Genomic DNA, 15,359 nt, shown 5'->3' with positions numbered 1-15,359 from the left:
TCCCGATCTCCCTCCCGTATCCACGATCCTTCGGTACCCGAAAAATTTCTGCGCGGATCAATGCCGAAACCTGTGCTGCTCGGCAATCCACGTGCGATATTTTCCGACAGACCGCCGCCGCGCGGGAACCTGCCTTCTGATGCAGACCGTGTGGCGCTCCGCAGAAAAAGTGCCGACGAGCAAAGCAGGCACAGTGACGCAACACAATATTTCCTGTTGGCTCATGTAGTCCGGCAAGACAATTCGCCGCAAGGGCGCTGCGCCCTCGTATTCATGCCCGCGCTCCGCAACGCATAGTCTCTGTATGCACCATTCTCTTATGAATGCATGAAGATGGGGAACATCCCATGCCTTTGTCCGTCGAAGTTGTTGACGCCTATAAAAAGTGATTGCCCCGGATGCCCCATTGCGCTTGGCATATTCCGGGCAGTTTCGCTGCTGTCGACGTCAAACGCATGTCTGCCTGGATACCCAAGCCGGCTCGCAAAGGAGGAGATGCGATGCCGCACGAATGCGCATCCCTTGCATCGGATTTTGCACAGGCACAACTGTAGAGCATGTCATTCCAAAACATAGAGCCAATGTGCCGCACGCAATTGCCATCAAGACAAAGCATCCCTATCCGCCACATCGCGCCAATCCCATGCCTGAAGGCAGGGATGCGTTTATCGAACGCATTTTTTTATTTTTTTACGATGCGGTCCGCACGGACTGCCCGGAGATCGCTTGAATTTCCCGACAAGGTTCACCTATGAACGAAGCTGACGAGATCAGAGTCTTGCTCGTAAACGATGACCCTGGCTCGCTGTTTGCCTTGAACACTATTCTCACCGATCTGGAGGCAAGCATCGAGACGGCGTCGTCCGGAGAAGAGGCGTTGGCGCTGCTGCTCAAACAGGATTTCGCGGTGATCGTACTCGATGTCAAGATGACCGGCCTCGACGGTTTCGAGACCGCCCGCCTGATCCGGAAGAGACCGCGTTCCAAATATACCCCCATCATTTTTCTGACTTCGCATCGTGCCACCGATCTTGACCGCGCGACGGGCTATGAACTGGGTGCTGTCGATTATCTGTTCATGCCGGTCGCGCCGGAAGTGCTGAAATCCAAGGTCCAGGTCTTCATCGATCTCGCGAAAAGAAACCGAAGACGCGAGAGGAAGGACGTTGAACTGGAATACCTGAATCAGGCTCTCAAGCGCGAGCTCGACCATGTGACGCGCCTGAACGAAGCCTTGCGCCTGGAAATCGCTGCCCGTCGCCAGGCGGAGGATGCCGCGCAACGCAGCGAAACCGAACGCCTGATCGTACAACACGCGGGCGATTATGTGGCATTGCTCGATGCGCGCGGAGGCTGGGTTTATGAGAGCCCCTCGTATTCGACCGCGTTCGGATCGGCGATTCGTTCCGAAGAAACATACTTCGCCATCGTCCATGAGGACGACCGCGAACGTGTCCGCTCCGCCTTTTTTTCCCTTACCGAAGGCGGACTGAACACGCGACTGCAGTACCGGGTGCCGGTGCCGGATCGCGGCTTGCGTTTTCTGGAATCCGAGGCCAGCGTGATTCGCAATCCGGCCGGCGAAGTCGAGCAAGTGGTGATGGTGTCGCGCGACATCACCGAGCGCAAGGAGATGGAAGCTTATATCCTGCATCAGTCTTTCCACGATGCGCTCACGGGCTTGCCCAACCGCTTGTTGCTCGAAGACCGCATGAAGCAGGCGACCGCGCATTCCGGCCGCCAGCACGCACCGGTGGCGGTTCTCTTCATCGACCTCGACCGCTTCAAGGACATCAACGACACGCTTGGCCATGCCGCCGGTGACCGGCTGTTGCAGGAAGTGGCCGAGCGCCTCGGCCATTGCGTGCGTGAAGAAGATACCGTTGCACGCCTGAGCGGCGATGAATTCGTGGTGCTGCTTGCCGGCTTGCACGATGTGCAGGATGCGGCGCTGGTGGCGGAAAAGATCGTCACGACGGTGGCGGAGCCGTGCCGGATCGCGGATCGGGAATTGCGGGTTTCGCCGAGTATCGGAATCGCGATCTTCCCGTACGACGGCCAGAACATGGACGAGCTTCTGCGTAATGCGGACACCGCGATGTACCACGCCAAGCAGGAAGGGCGCGGCCGGTTCTCCTTCTTCACCCCGCACATGAATGAAGCCGCGGCGCGCCGCCTGTCCGTGGGCGGCGCCCTGCAGCGTGCGATTCAGGATGAGGAATTCATTCTGCATTATCAGCCCAAGATCAGCGCTGCCAGCGGCGAGATCTGCGGCTTTGAAGCGCTGATACGCTGGCCGCAAGCCGACGGCAACTGGATGCCGCCGGCGCAGTTCATTCCGATCGCGGAGGAAACCGGGCGTATCGATTCGATCGGCAAATGGGCTTTGCGAGAGGCCGCATCGCAGGTGCAGCGCTGGCGTGCGGCAGGCACCGAGGGCTGTCCGATCGCCGTCAACGTATCGGCACGCCAGTTCCGGCAGGACAGCGTGGCGCGCAGCATTGAAGCCGCCTTGCTGGAGACCGGAATTCCGCCTTCCATGCTGGAAGCCGAGCTGACGGAATCGGCGGTGATGACCGATCCCGCCAAGGCGATCCAGGCCTTGCATCAGATTCGCGATCTCGGCGTGCCGATTTCCATCGATGACTTCGGTACCGGCTATTCTTCGCTCGCTTACCTGAAGCGTTTTCCGCTGGACAAACTCAAGATCGACGCTGCCTTCGTGCGGGACATTGCGACCGATCCAGAAGATGCAGCCATCGTACTCGCCATCATTACGCTTGCGCACAGCCTGAGCCTGACCGTGATCGCCGAAGGCGTGGAGACCGCCGAGCAGATGACGTTTTTGATTGAACATGACTGCGATGAATTGCAAGGCAATTTCTTCAGCAGGCCGGTGCCGACGGATGAGGCATTGTTGTTGCTGAAACGCGGGCGTTTCGACGTGGTGGACCAGGCAAAAAAGGGAGGTGAACATGGCTCAAGAAACCGGAATGCATGAAAGACGCATGCATGCCAGGCGCGCGTCGGACCAGGCAATGCTCGGCAGGACCGAGATCGGGCCGCACATGCTCGATCGTACCGTCCTGTTGAATATCTTGATCGCGGTGCGGGATGGCGACTTCAGCGCGCGCCTGCCATCGGATTGGGACGGAATCGACGGCAAGATAGCGGACGCTTTCAACGACATTGTTTCCGCCAACGAGCGCGTCGCGCAAAGCATGGAGCAGGTTTCCCTCACGGTCGGCACCGAAGGCAAGCTGGGCCAGCGCATCGTGTTCGACAATTACAAGGGTTCGTGGGGCGTGAAAGTCAACGCCGTCAACAGCCTGATCGACAGCCTGGTGCAACCGGTGCGCGACGCCGGTCGCGTAATCGGCGCCGTCGCGCGCGGCGTCCTCACGGAAAACATGGAGCTGGAAGTCGAAGGGCGGCCACTCAAGGGCGAGTTCCTCAAGAACGCCAAGACCATCAACACCATGCTCGACCAGCTCAACAGCTTCTCCAGCGAGGTCACGCGTGTCGCACGCGAGGTCGGCACCGAGGGCAAGCTTGGCGGACAGGCGAAAGTCGAGGGCGCGTCCGGTGTGTGGAAGGATCTGACCGACAACGTCAATGCCATGGCGGGCAACCTGACGGTGCAGTTGCGCGACGTATCGAAAGTGGCGACCGCGATTGCCAGCGGCGATCTGGGGCAGATGATTACGGTCGACGTCAAGGGTGAGATTCTCCAGATCAAGGATGCCATCAATAAGATGGTCGGCCAGCTCAACAGTTTTGCCGGCGAGGTGACGCGGGTGGCGCGCGAGGTCGGCACTGAAGGCAAGCTGGGCGGACAGGCCGAAGTGCAAGGTGCGTCCGGTGTGTGGAAGGACCTCACGGAGAACGTGAACCTGATGGCGAGCAACCTCACCGCCCAGGTGCGTAACATCGCGGAGGTCACCACCGCGGTGGCAAAGGGCGATCTGTCGCGCAAGATCACGGTGGATGTGAAAGGCGAGATCCTGCAGCTCAAGGACACCATCAACATCATGGTGGACCAGCTCAACAGTTTTGCCGGCGAAGTGACGCGGGTGGCGCGCGAGGTCGGCACCGAAGGCAAGCTGGGCGGTCAGGCACAGGTGCCGGACGTGGCCGGCGCCTGGAAAGACCTCACGGATAACGTGAACCTGATGGCGAGCAACCTCACCGGGCAGGTGCGCAATATTGCCGAGGTGACGACCGCCGTCGCCAAGGGTGACCTGTCGCGCAAGATCACGGTGGATGTGAAGGGTGAAATCCTGCAGCTCAAGGACACCATCAACATCATGGTGGATCAGCTCAACAGCTTTGCCGGCGAGGTGACTCGCGTGGCGCGCGAGGTCGGGACCGAAGGCAAGCTGGGCGGACAGGCGGAGGTGCCTGGAGTCGATGGCGTATGGAAGGACCTGACCGACAACGTCAATGCGATGGCGGGTAACCTGACCGTGCAGTTGCGCGACGTATCGAAAGTGGCCACTGCCATTGCTACAGGCGACCTCGGGCAAAAGATCACCGTCGATGTGAAAGGCGAGATCCTGCAGATCAAGGATGTCATCAACAGTACGGTTGATCAGCTCAACAGTTTCGCCGGCGAGGTGACGCGCGTTGCGCGCGAGGTCGGCACCGAAGGCAAGCTCGGCGGACAGGCCGAAGTGCAAGGTGCATCCGGCGTGTGGAAGGACCTCACAGAGAACGTGAACCTGATGGCGAGCAATCTGACGGCACAGGTGCGCAACATTGCTGAAGTGACGACAGCAGTCGCAAAAGGCGACCTGTCGCGCAAGATCACGGTCGATGTGAAAGGCGAAATTCTGGAACTCAAGGACACCATGAACATCATGGTGGACCAGCTCAACAGCTTTGCCGGCGAGGTGACGCGTGTTGCACGCGAGGTCGGCACCGAAGGCAAGCTCGGCGGCCAGGCGCAGGTGCCGGACGTGGCCGGGGCGTGGAAAGATCTCACGGATAACGTGAACCTGATGGCGAGCAACCTCACCGGGCAGGTGCGCAATATTGCCGAAGTGACGACAGCCGTCGCCAAGGGGGACCTGTCGCGCAAGATCACGGTGGATGTGAAGGGCGAGATCCTGCAGCTCAAGGACACCATCAACATCATGGTGGATCAGCTCAATAGCTTTGCCGGCGAAGTGACACGTGTGGCGCGCGAAGTCGGCACCGAAGGCAAGCTGGGCGGACAGGCGGCAGTGCCGGGTGTTGCCGGTGTGTGGAAGGACCTGACCGATAACGTCAATGCGATGGCGGGTAACCTGACGGTGCAGTTGCGCGACGTGTCGAAGGTGGCAACCGCAATTGCCAATGGCGACCTCGGGCAAAAGATCACGGTCGACGTCAAGGGCGAGATCCTCCAGATCAAGGACGTGATCAACACCATGGTCGACCAGCTCAACAGCTTTGCCGGCGAGGTGACGCGGGTGGCGCGCGAGGTCGGCACGGAGGGCAAACTCGGCGGCCAGGCGCAAGTGTCGGGCATCGGCGGTACGTGGAAGGATCTGACCGACAGCGTCAACCTCATGGCAAGCAACCTCACGGCACAGGTCCGCAACATCGCGACGGTGACCACCGCGGTGGCGAACGGTGACCTGTCACAGAAAATCACGGTCGACGTGAAGGGCGAAATTTTGCGGCTGAAGGACACCATCAACATCATGGTGGACCAGCTCAACAGTTTTGCCGGCGAGGTGACGCGCGTGGCGCGCGAAGTCGGCATCGAAGGCCGGCTCGGCGGCCAGGCGCAAGTGAAAGGTGTGTCCGGCGTGTGGCGCGGTCTCACCGATAACGTGAACCTGATGGCCAGCAACCTGACCGACCAGGTGCGCAGCATTGCCACCGTCACGACAGCGGTGGCCAACGGCGATCTTTCCAAGAAAATTACCGTCGACGTGCGCGGCGAAGTGCTGCAATTGAAGGAAACCATCAATACCATGGTCGACCAGCTCAATGGCTTCGCGGGCGAGGTGACGCGCGTGGCGCGCGAGGTCGGCACCGAAGGGCGACTCGGCGGCCAGGCCTATGTGCCTGCCGTTGCGGGTGTCTGGAAGGACCTGACCGACAATGTGAACCTGATGGCGACCAACCTGACCGCGCAGGTGCGCAACATCGCGACGGTGACGACCGCGGTCGCCAACGGCGACTTGTCGCGCAAGATCACGGTGGATGTGAAGGGCGAAATCCTTGAGCTCAAGAACACCATCAACATCATGGTGGACCAGCTCAATGCCTTCGGCAGCGAAGTGACGCGCGTGGCGCGAGAAGTGGGCACGGAAGGCAAGCTCGGCGGACAGGCCAACGTGAAGGGCATTTCCGGCATCTGGAAAGACCTCACCGACAGCGTGAACCTGATGGCCGACAACCTGACCGATCAGGTGCGCGGCATCGCCAAGGTGGTGACCGCCGTCGCATTGGGTAATCTGAAACAGAAGATGATGGTGCCCGCCAAGGGCGAAGTGGCCTCGCTGGCCGAAACCATCAACAACATGGTCGATACGCTGGCCACCTTCAGCGATCAGGTCACGCGCGTGGCGCGCGAAGTCGGCGTGGAAGGTCGGCTGGGCGGCCAGGCAGTGGTGCCTGGCGCGGCCGGCAGCTGGAAAGACCTGGTCGACAACGTCAACGAGCTGGCGGCGAACCTGACCACGCAGGTGCGTGCCATCGGCGAGGTGGCCACCGCCGTGACCAAGGGCGACCTGACGCGTTCGATCCAGGTCGTCGCACGCGGTGAAGTGGCCGACCTCAAGGACAACATCAACCAGATGATCCGCAACCTGCGGGAAACCACGCAGCGTAATACCGAACAGGACTGGCTCAAGACCAACCTCGCGCGCCTGACGCGCATGCTGCAAGGGCAGCGCGACATCATCACCATGTCGCGCACCCTGCTGTCGGAACTTGCGCCGCTGGTCGGCTCGCAACACGCCGTGCTGTACGTCATGCAATCCGGCCCGTACAACACCTTGCGGCTCAAGCTCATGGCCAGCTACGGCTATCAGGAGCGCAAGAACCTGTCGAAGGAATGGGACATGGGCGAGGGTGTGGTCGGTCAGGCCGCGTTCGAGAAGCAGCGCATTCTCATCACCAATCTGCCGGACGATTACATCCAGATCGTGTCCGGGCTGGGACAGTCGAGTCCGCGCAATATCGTGGTGCTGCCGATCCTGTTCGAAGGACAGGTCAAGGCGGTGATCGAGCTGGCTGCATTCGAGCGTTTCCAGGCGATTCACCTGAATTTCCTCGATCAGCTCGCGGAAGGCCTTGGCATCGTCTTCAACTCGATTGAAACCGCGTCCCGCACCGAGTCGCTGCTGCAGCAGTCGCAATCGCTGGCAAGCGAATTGAAGGCGCAGCAGGATGAGCTGCAAAACACCAATGCGGAACTGGAGCAGAAGGCGCGCCAGCTATCGGATCAGAATGCGGAGGTCGAGCGCAAGAATCGCGAGATCGAAGTCGCGCGCAGCAATCTCCAGGAAAAAGCCGAACAACTCGCGCTCACCTCCAAATACAAGTCCGAGTTCCTCGCCAACATGTCGCATGAACTGCGTACGCCGCTCAACAGCCTGCTGCTGCTGGCGGAACAAATGCGCCAGAACACGGACAACAACCTGTCGCCGAAACAGCTGGAGATGATCAAGGTGATCCACAGCGCCGGCACCGAGTTGCTGCACCTGATCAACGATATTCTCGACCTGTCGAAAATCGAATCCGGCAGCGCCACGCTCAACATCGAAGATGTGCCGGTCACCGAAATTGCCGATCATGTGGATCGCACTTTCCGTCATCTCGCGGAAGTCAAGGGGCTGGCATTCAATATCGAATTCGATCAGCACCTGCCGCCGACACTGCATACCGACGGCCAGCGGCTGAAGCAGGTGCTCAAGAATCTGTTGTCGAATGCGATCAAGTTTACGTCGAAAGGCGGCGTCAAGCTCGTTGCATACATCGCCCGTTCGGGCTGGAACCCCGATCATAAGGTGCTTAATCATGCGCCGCAGGTAATCGCGTTCGCGGTTAATGACACGGGCATCGGCATTCCCGATGCCAAGCAGAGACTCATATTCGAGGCGTTCCAGCAGGCTGATGCCAGCACCTCGCGCCGTTATGGCGGCACCGGCCTCGGGCTGGCGATCAGCCGTGAAATTGCCTATCTCCTCGGCGGCGAGCTGCGGGTCGAGAGCAAGGAAGGTGAGGGCAGCACCTTCACCTTCTATCTTCCACAGCAATGGCCGGGCGCTGTCGAGCCCAGGCCGGAGCCGGGAAACGAGCCGGCAGTGCGCGTTCGTCAGTCGCCGCCGCGTCTTTCACGAACTCCATCTTCTTCGCCGACGCCGCAGCCGGGCTTCAGCGATGATCGCGTCGGTCTCTCGCCGCAGGACAATGTCCTGCTGATTGTCGAGGACGATCCGGTGTTCGCGCGCGCGCTGCAGGAAATGGCGCACGAGCGCGGATTCAAGACACTGGTCACGCCAAGCGGAGAGGAAGGGCTGGCGCTGGCGCGCAGGCACCGGCCCGATGCCATAACCCTCGACCTGAACCTGCCCGACCTGGAGGGCTGGGACATCGTGGAACAGCTCAAGGCCGCGCCGGAGACGCGCGACATCCCGGTCCATATCATTTCGGTGCGGGACCGGCCGGCCTCCGCGGACCGCTTCGGCATCGCAAGCTATCTCGCCAAGCCGGTCGACGTCGCCACCCTGGGGCAAGTGTTCAGCCAGATCATGAAGGAAGCGCATCGCCCGATCCGCGCCTTGCTGGTCATCGAGAACGATCCGATAAAGCGGGAAGCCATCCTGGCCGAACTCAAAGGTGCGGATATCGAACTGGATGCAGTGTCCAGCGCATGCGACGCGCGCGCAGCCTTGCGCAGCCGTTCCTACCAGGGCATCGTGCTCGACCTCGACTTGCCGGACATGGATGGACAGGCCTTTCTGCAGGAAATCCGCGCCGAGCGCCAGCTTGCCGAGATACCGGTCGTGATCTATACCGGACGTCCGCTGGATCGGACGACGGAGGACCAGCTCAAGCGGATGGGTGCGTCTGTGGTCGCCGAAGGCGCGCGCTCGCTCGACCGTCTGGTGGTGGAAACCGAGCAATTCCTGAAGCGGATCAAAGGTTCGCTGTCGGAGCGCAAGCGGGCGATGCTGGAACAAGTCGCGCCGACCAGCCATCTGCTGCAAGGAAAGAGGGTTTTGCTGGTCGACGACGACGTACGCAACCTGTTTGCGCTGACCGGCATGCTGGAAAATCACGGCATGACGGTCGCGACCGCCGAGAACGGCAAGGAGGCGCTGGCGCACCTGCGTGAGATAGAGCACATCGACGTTGTCCTGATGGACATCATGATGCCGGAAATGGATGGCTATGAAACCATCGGCGAGATTCGCAAGGATCCGAAATATCAGGATCTGCCTATCATTGCGCTAACCGCGAAGGCAATGAAAGGCGACCGGGAAAAATGCATCGCCGCCGGCGCCTCGGATTATGCTTCCAAGCCGATCGACTCGGAGCAGCTCCTGTCACAGTTGAAGTTGTGGTTGTTCAAGTAGGGGGTGTCCACGGAAGATACGGAAAGCACGGAAATGTCTTTTGTCGGATATCTTTCCGTGTCCAACGCGCTTTCGGTGGACCAAGCAGCTAGTCGATCGTCGCCACCACCGGCGTGTGATCGGAAGGCTGCTCCCATTTGCGCGGCAGCTTGTCGATGACGCACGCGCTGCAGCGCCCGGCGAGCGGGGCGGTGAGAAGAATGTGGTCGATACGCAGGCCCATGTTGCGGCGGAATGCCATCATCCGGTAATCCCACCAGCTGAAAGCTTTTTCCGGCTGATCGAACAGGCGGAACGCGTCCTTGAAGCCGAGACCCAGCAGACGGTGGAATTCGGCACGCTCCGGTTCAGACACCAGTACCTGCCCTTGCCATGCAACAGGATCGTGCACGTCGCGGTCTTCCGGCGCGATGTTGTAATCACCCAGCAACGCGAGGTTTTCGTGGCTCTTGCACTCTTCCGCCAGCCAGTCGTGCAGGGCATTCAGCCAGCCCAGCTTGTACTGATACTTGTCCGAGCCGACCGCCTGACCATTCGGGATGTAGGCGCACACCACGCGCACGCCCTCGATGGTGGCGCTGATGATGCGCTGCTGCTCATCCTCGAAACGCGGATTGTTTTTCACCACTTCGCTTATCGCATGCTTCGACAGGATCGCGACACCGTTGTAGGTTTTCTGACCGGTGAATACCGCTTGATAACCAATCTTCTCGATGTCCGCCAAGGGAAACTTGTCGTCGGTCAGCTTGGTTTCTTGCAGACACAGCACATCGACCGGATTGTCCGCCAGCCACTGCACGACCTGCGGCAGGCGGACCTTCAGGGAATTGACGTTCCAGGTGGCGAGCTTCATGCGGCTTTCTTGCCGTTCGCCCGGTTCAGAAGGAAGGTCGTCAGCAGCGGCACCGGACGACCGGTCGCGCCTTTCGCCGCGCCGCTCTTCCAGGCCGTGCCGGCGATGTCGAGATGCGCCCAGGTGTACTTTTTGGTGTAACGCTCCAGGAAACAGGCGGCCGTGATGCTGCCACCCGGCGGCCCCCCGATGTTGGCCATGTCCGCAAAGTTGGATTTCAACTGTTCCTGATAGGCGTCCTCGATCGGCATGCGCCACGCGGTGTCGCCGGTGGCCTTGCCGGCCGTAAGCAATTCGTCCGCCAGTTCATCATGTGCATCGTCATGCCGCGTGAACAAGCCGGTGTTGTGGTGGCCGAGGGCGGTCACGCAGGCGCCGGTCAGCGTTGCGATGTCGACCACCGCTGCCGGCTTGAAACGTTCCACATAGGTCAGCGCGTCGCACAGGATCAGGCGGCCTTCGGCATCCGTGTTCAGGATTTCGATGGTCTGGCCGGACATGGACGTCACGATGTCGCCCGGTTTGGACGCGCGGCCCGACGGCATGTTTTCGCATGTGGGAATGACGCCGATCACATTCAGCTTCAGGCCCATTTCGCCGATCGCGCGGAAGGTGCCGAGCACCGAAGCGGCGCCGCACATGTCGTATTTCATTTCGTCCATGTTGGCACCCGGTTTGAGCGAGATGCCGCCGGTGTCGAAGGTGATGCCTTTGCCTACCAATACGGTTGGGGCATCCTTGCCTTTGCCGCCCATGTGTTTCAGCACGATGAACTTCGGCGGCTCCTCGCTGCCCTTGGTCACGGAAAGGAAGCTGCCCATTTTGAGCGCTTCGATCTGCTTGCGTTCCAAAACTTCAATGCCGAAACCAAAATCCTTCGCCAGCTTCTTCGCGGTATTGGCGAGATAGGTCGGCGTGCAGATATTGCTGGGCAGGTTGCCCAGGTCCCTGGTCAGGTCCATGCCGTTGGCGATGGCAGTGGCTTGCGCAGTAGCGGCCTTCGCTGCCGACGCGCCGGCGCCCGAGGCAAGGAATGTCACTTTCCTGACGCCGCCCTGAGCGGGTTCTTTCTTGCTCTTGGTGGAATCGAAACGATAGGAGGCGTCGCGCATGGCAAGCACGGCAGCGCAAGCGGACCAGGCCGCGTCGCGCGCCTTGACGTCTTCAAGCGGCAGCGCGATGGCGCCATCGGCTGCGCCAAGAGATGCAAAGACCCGTGCCGTCGCCTGCACCGCCGATACAAAATTCTTCTCGGTGATCGGCTCATCCTTGCCGAGGCCGACCAGCAGAATGCGTTCCGCGGCCACACCGGCCGTGGCGCGCAGCAGCAGGGTGGTTCCGGCCTTGCCGGTGATGTCGCCGGACTTCAGCGCCGCGCTGATGTCGCCCTTGCGGTCCAGTTCTTTCGCGGCTTGCGAAAGTTTCTTGTCTTCAAATACGCCAACAGCAATACAGCCAGTCTTGATGCCGGCAAGGCCGGTTTTGGGGTCGATCGGTTTTATGCTAAAGTCCATGGGTCTCTCCTTCTCCAGACGCAATTATAGTCTTCAATTCAATGATCTTTCAGCGCGCACTTCGACGCGAATTGGTCAGCACTGCTGGCGCCGTCTTTACCACGCTATTTACCATCACGATTACTGTCATGCTGATCAAGATCCTCGGCCAGGCCGCCGGCGGAAAGATCAGCTCGCAGGACGTGGTCGCACTGATCGGGTTCGCGGCACTCAAGTACCTGTCGATCATTCTGATCCTGACCGGCTTCATCTCGGTGCTGGCGGTCGTCACGCGCAGTTACCAGGATTCGGAAATGGTGGTCTGGTTCTCCTCCGGGCTGAGCCTGTCGCGCTGGATTGCGCCGGTCTTGTCCTTCGGTGCGCCGATCATCATCCTGATTACCGCGTTGAGTTTTGTGGTGACGCCATGGGCCAACCGCAAGAGCGCGGAACTGAAGGAGCGTTTTGAAAAGCAGAACGATATCTCCAAGGTTGCGCCCGGCAAATTCCAGGAATCCTCGTCGGCCGATCGCATTTTCTTTGTGGAGGCGGTCAGCGGCGACGCGACCAAGGTCAGGAACGTGTTCGTCAATACGGTAAAGGATGGACGAGCCAGCGTGGTGGTCGCGAAGGAGGGCACCATTGCCCTCGACGAGCGCGGCGACAAATTCCTGGTCATGAATCAGGGGCGCCGATATGACGGCCTGCCGAATCAGCCGGACTTCCGCGTCATGGAATTCGAGCGTTACGGCGTGCTGGTGTCGCGTCAATCGGCCGCGCTGGTTGGTGATACATCGGCAAGAGCGCTGTCGACCACTGAGCTGCTTGCCGGTTTGCATAACCACTTCAATCGTGGCGAACTGTTGTGGCGCGTCTCGCTGCCGATCATGGGTTTGCTGCTGATGTTGCTGGCCATTCCGCTAAGCTTCGTGAACCCGCGCGGCGGTCGTTCGGCCAATCTGCTGATCGCCCTGTTGCTGTACGTTGTCTACAGCAACATGGTTAGCGTGCTGCAATACGCCGTGCAGCAGCAGCGCATGCATCTATCGGTAGCATGGTGGCCGATACATCTTGTTGCCGTGCTGCTCGTGCTCGGACTGTTCTCCTGGCGTCTCCTGATCAACAGCACTTATCACCCGGCAACGCTCTGGGGTACGGTCAAGCGTGCTTACCTGTTCAGAAAGGCGGGCGCGAAATGAAGGTGCTGGACCGTTACGTAGCAGCGGAGATCGTCGGGGCGGTGCTGTTTGCGCTGATTGCATTTCTTGCGCTGTTTGCATTCTTCGACCTGATCAACGAGTTGCCGCAGATCGGACGCGGCAATTACCAGTTGCAGCATGCATTCCTGTACGTCGCCATGGGTTTGCCTGGCTACGTTTACGATTTGATGCCGATCGCGGCCCTGATCGGCACCATTTATGCACTTGCCCAGCTCGGAGCGCGCTCCGAGTTCACCATCATGCGCGCCTCCGGCCTTTCGACCGCCATGGCCGGCTGGATGCTGGCGAAGGTTGGTATTGTGTTCGTCCTGGTCACTTTTCTCTTTGGCGAATTCATCGCGCCAGCGAGCAGCGAAATGGCCGAACGCTGGAAGCTGCAGGCGCAAGGCTCCAATCTTTCGCAGCAATTCCGCTCCGGCCTCTGGACCAAGGATCTGATCCGGGAAAACGGACTGCATGGCAATCCGATCGGATCGCGTTTCCTGAACGTGAAAACAGTCAGCGCGGATGGCCAGTTGCAAGGCGTGAAGCTTTACGAGTTCGACCGCGATTTCCATTTGACGGCGGTGGTTTCGGCAAAGCACGCCGATTACAAGGGCGATAACACATGGCGGCTGGCGGATGTGACGGAGACGACCTTTTCCACGAATATTCCGGATCTCTCGGCACGGGTTGCGACCACGAACGCTGCTTCCAGGGATCTGGTATCCGAGATCACGCCCGATATTCTGTCGGTGCTCTTTGCCGATCCGGACCGGATGTCAGCGTATGGCCTGGCGACCTATACCAAGCATCTTGCGGAAAACAACCAGAACACCGATCGCTATGAAATCGCATTCTGGAAGAAGCTGATTTATCCGCTCGCGGTGCTGGTGATGATGGCGCTGGCGTTGCCATTTGCCTATCTGCATTTCCGCGCCGGTGGCGTGAGCTTGAAGATTTTCATCGGCATCATGATCGGCGTCAGCTTCCAGTTGCTGAACAGCCTGTTTTCGCATCTCGGCCTGCTCAATACCTGGCCGGCATTTGCCACTGCCGTGTTGCCCAGCGCGACCTTCCTGCTGATCGCGATCGGCGCATTGCTATGGGTTCAAAAGCACTAGGAGACTCGCTTATGGGACAACGCGCGCTCATCCTGTTCGCCCATGGCGCACGCGACCCGCGCTGGGCGGAGCCCTTCCAGCGTCTGCAGCAGATCACGCAGGCGCAATCGCCCGAGGTAAGGGTGGCTTTGGCGTTTCTGGAATTGATGACGCCGAAATTACCCGAGCTCGTCAGGCAACTCGTGCAGGATGGCTGCACGGACATGACCGTCGTGCCGGTGTTTTTCGGGCAGGGCGGGCATGTATTGCGCGATTTGCCCGTGATGGTCGAGCAACTGAAGAAAGAGTTCCCCGGCCTGCAGCTCAAATCCGCTGCCGCAGTGGGCGAGGATGCCGACGTCTTGAACGCGATCGCTCGTTATTGCATCACTACACTCGCAACTTAGCTGCGCGGTACCAGCGCTTCGCCTATCATCACTAATACCGGGCCGTGACAGGCCGAAAGCCCTTGTTCCAGATCGCCGAGATTCAAGCGCAGGACGCGCTCGTTATCGCGGCTGCAATTTTCCACGACCACGACAGGAAGCGCGGGTGATTTGCCTTGTGCAAGCAGCTTGCGCGCGGTCGCGACGGCTTCCTTTCCACCCATGTACTGGATCAGCGTGTCGCAATCAGGCAGGGTGGATTGTTCGGGATGGCCGGGCGCAGTGCTTGAGGTAAAGAAGGCGACGCTGCGGGCGATACCCCGCTTGGTCAGCGGCTGTCTGGTGGAGGCGGCTGCGGCAAGGGCGGCCGTGATGCCCGGAATGATCTCGACCTCGATATCCTCGGCTTCCAGCGCGCGCAGTTCTTCGTCGGCACGGCCGAACATCATCGGATCGCCGCCCTTCAGGCGCACCACCAGCTTGTACCGCCGGGCGCAATCGACCAATTGCTGATTGATGACCGTTTGGGCGGTCGACCGTTGTCCGGAACGCTTGCCGACGGAAATCTTTTCCGCCTGCGGACAAAGCGAGAGCATCTCTTCCGTTACCAATGCGTCGTAGAGCACGACCTCGGCCTGGGCAAGAATGCGGGCGCCGCGGACCGTGATCAGGTCCGCGGCGCCGGGCCCTGCGCCGATCAGATAAACCTTGCCGGTTTTCTTCTGCGCGGCGGATGAGGACGACATG

The 15,359-nt window shown here is 60.2% G+C and carries 8 protein-coding genes; 5 read left to right on the top strand and 3 right to left on the bottom strand.

Annotated features, from left to right (window positions below):
• Window positions 1-778 precede the first annotated feature (778 nt).
• Window positions 779-3,001, top strand: a complete 2,223-nt coding sequence (locus VJ651_RS09330; RefSeq protein ID WP_324107192.1) for a two-component system response regulator — start codon at window positions 779-781, stop codon at window positions 2,999-3,001.
• A gap of 37 nt (window positions 3,002-3,038) precedes the next feature.
• Entirely contained in the window at window positions 3,039-9,578 is a 6,540-nt protein-coding gene (locus VJ651_RS09325) for a HAMP domain-containing protein (protein ID WP_414691329.1), read from the top strand.
• An 88-nt stretch (window positions 9,579-9,666) separates the two neighbouring features.
• Here the strand turns inward: VJ651_RS09325 and xth are convergent, their stop codons facing one another.
• Both xth and VJ651_RS09315 read right to left on the bottom strand, forming a co-directional pair.
• Window positions 9,667-10,431 (bottom strand): exodeoxyribonuclease III, encoded by a 765-nt coding sequence (gene xth / locus VJ651_RS09320; RefSeq protein WP_324107190.1) that lies wholly within the window; start codon window positions 10,429-10,431, stop codon window positions 9,667-9,669.
• Window positions 10,428-11,945 carry a leucyl aminopeptidase gene (locus VJ651_RS09315; protein ID WP_324107189.1) on the bottom strand — a complete coding sequence of 506 codons (1,518 nt, stop codon included), beginning with the start codon at window positions 11,943-11,945 and terminating at the stop codon, window positions 10,428-10,430. The genes xth and VJ651_RS09315 overlap by 4 nt, the downstream gene beginning before the upstream one ends.
• A gap of 41 nt (window positions 11,946-11,986) precedes the next feature.
• Between VJ651_RS09315 and lptF the strand changes: the two genes are divergently transcribed.
• Genes lptF through VJ651_RS09300 form a run of 3 tightly spaced genes read left to right on the top strand, consistent with a single transcriptional unit; the run spans window position 11,987 to window position 14,633 of the window.
• Window positions 11,987-13,123, top strand: a complete 1,137-nt coding sequence (gene lptF, locus VJ651_RS09310; protein WP_324107188.1) for an LPS export ABC transporter permease LptF — start codon at window positions 11,987-11,989, stop codon at window positions 13,121-13,123.
• On the top strand, window positions 13,120-14,247 hold the full coding sequence (gene lptG / locus VJ651_RS09305; protein WP_324107187.1) for an LPS export ABC transporter permease LptG: 1,128 nt from the start codon (window positions 13,120-13,122) through the stop codon (window positions 14,245-14,247). Before lptF ends, lptG begins: the two co-directional genes overlap by 4 nt.
• A gap of 11 nt (window positions 14,248-14,258) precedes the next feature.
• A complete protein-coding gene (locus VJ651_RS09300) occupies window positions 14,259-14,633 on the top strand; it encodes a CbiX/SirB N-terminal domain-containing protein (RefSeq protein ID WP_324107186.1) in 375 nt (124 codons plus the stop codon).
• Here the strand turns inward: VJ651_RS09300 and cobA are convergent.
• Complete coding sequence (gene cobA / locus VJ651_RS09295) at window positions 14,630-15,358, bottom strand: uroporphyrinogen-III C-methyltransferase (protein WP_324107185.1); 729 nt, start codon at window positions 15,356-15,358, stop codon at window positions 14,630-14,632. The genes VJ651_RS09300 and cobA overlap by 4 nt on opposite strands.
• Window position 15,359: the final 1 nt, after the last annotated feature.

The organism is Noviherbaspirillum sp. (assembly GCF_035254865.1).
Classification (GTDB): domain Bacteria; phylum Pseudomonadota; class Gammaproteobacteria; order Burkholderiales; family Burkholderiaceae_D; genus Noviherbaspirillum.
The sequence above is the reverse complement of the archived record's forward strand: the minus strand, read 5'-3'. Positions and strand labels throughout refer to the sequence as shown.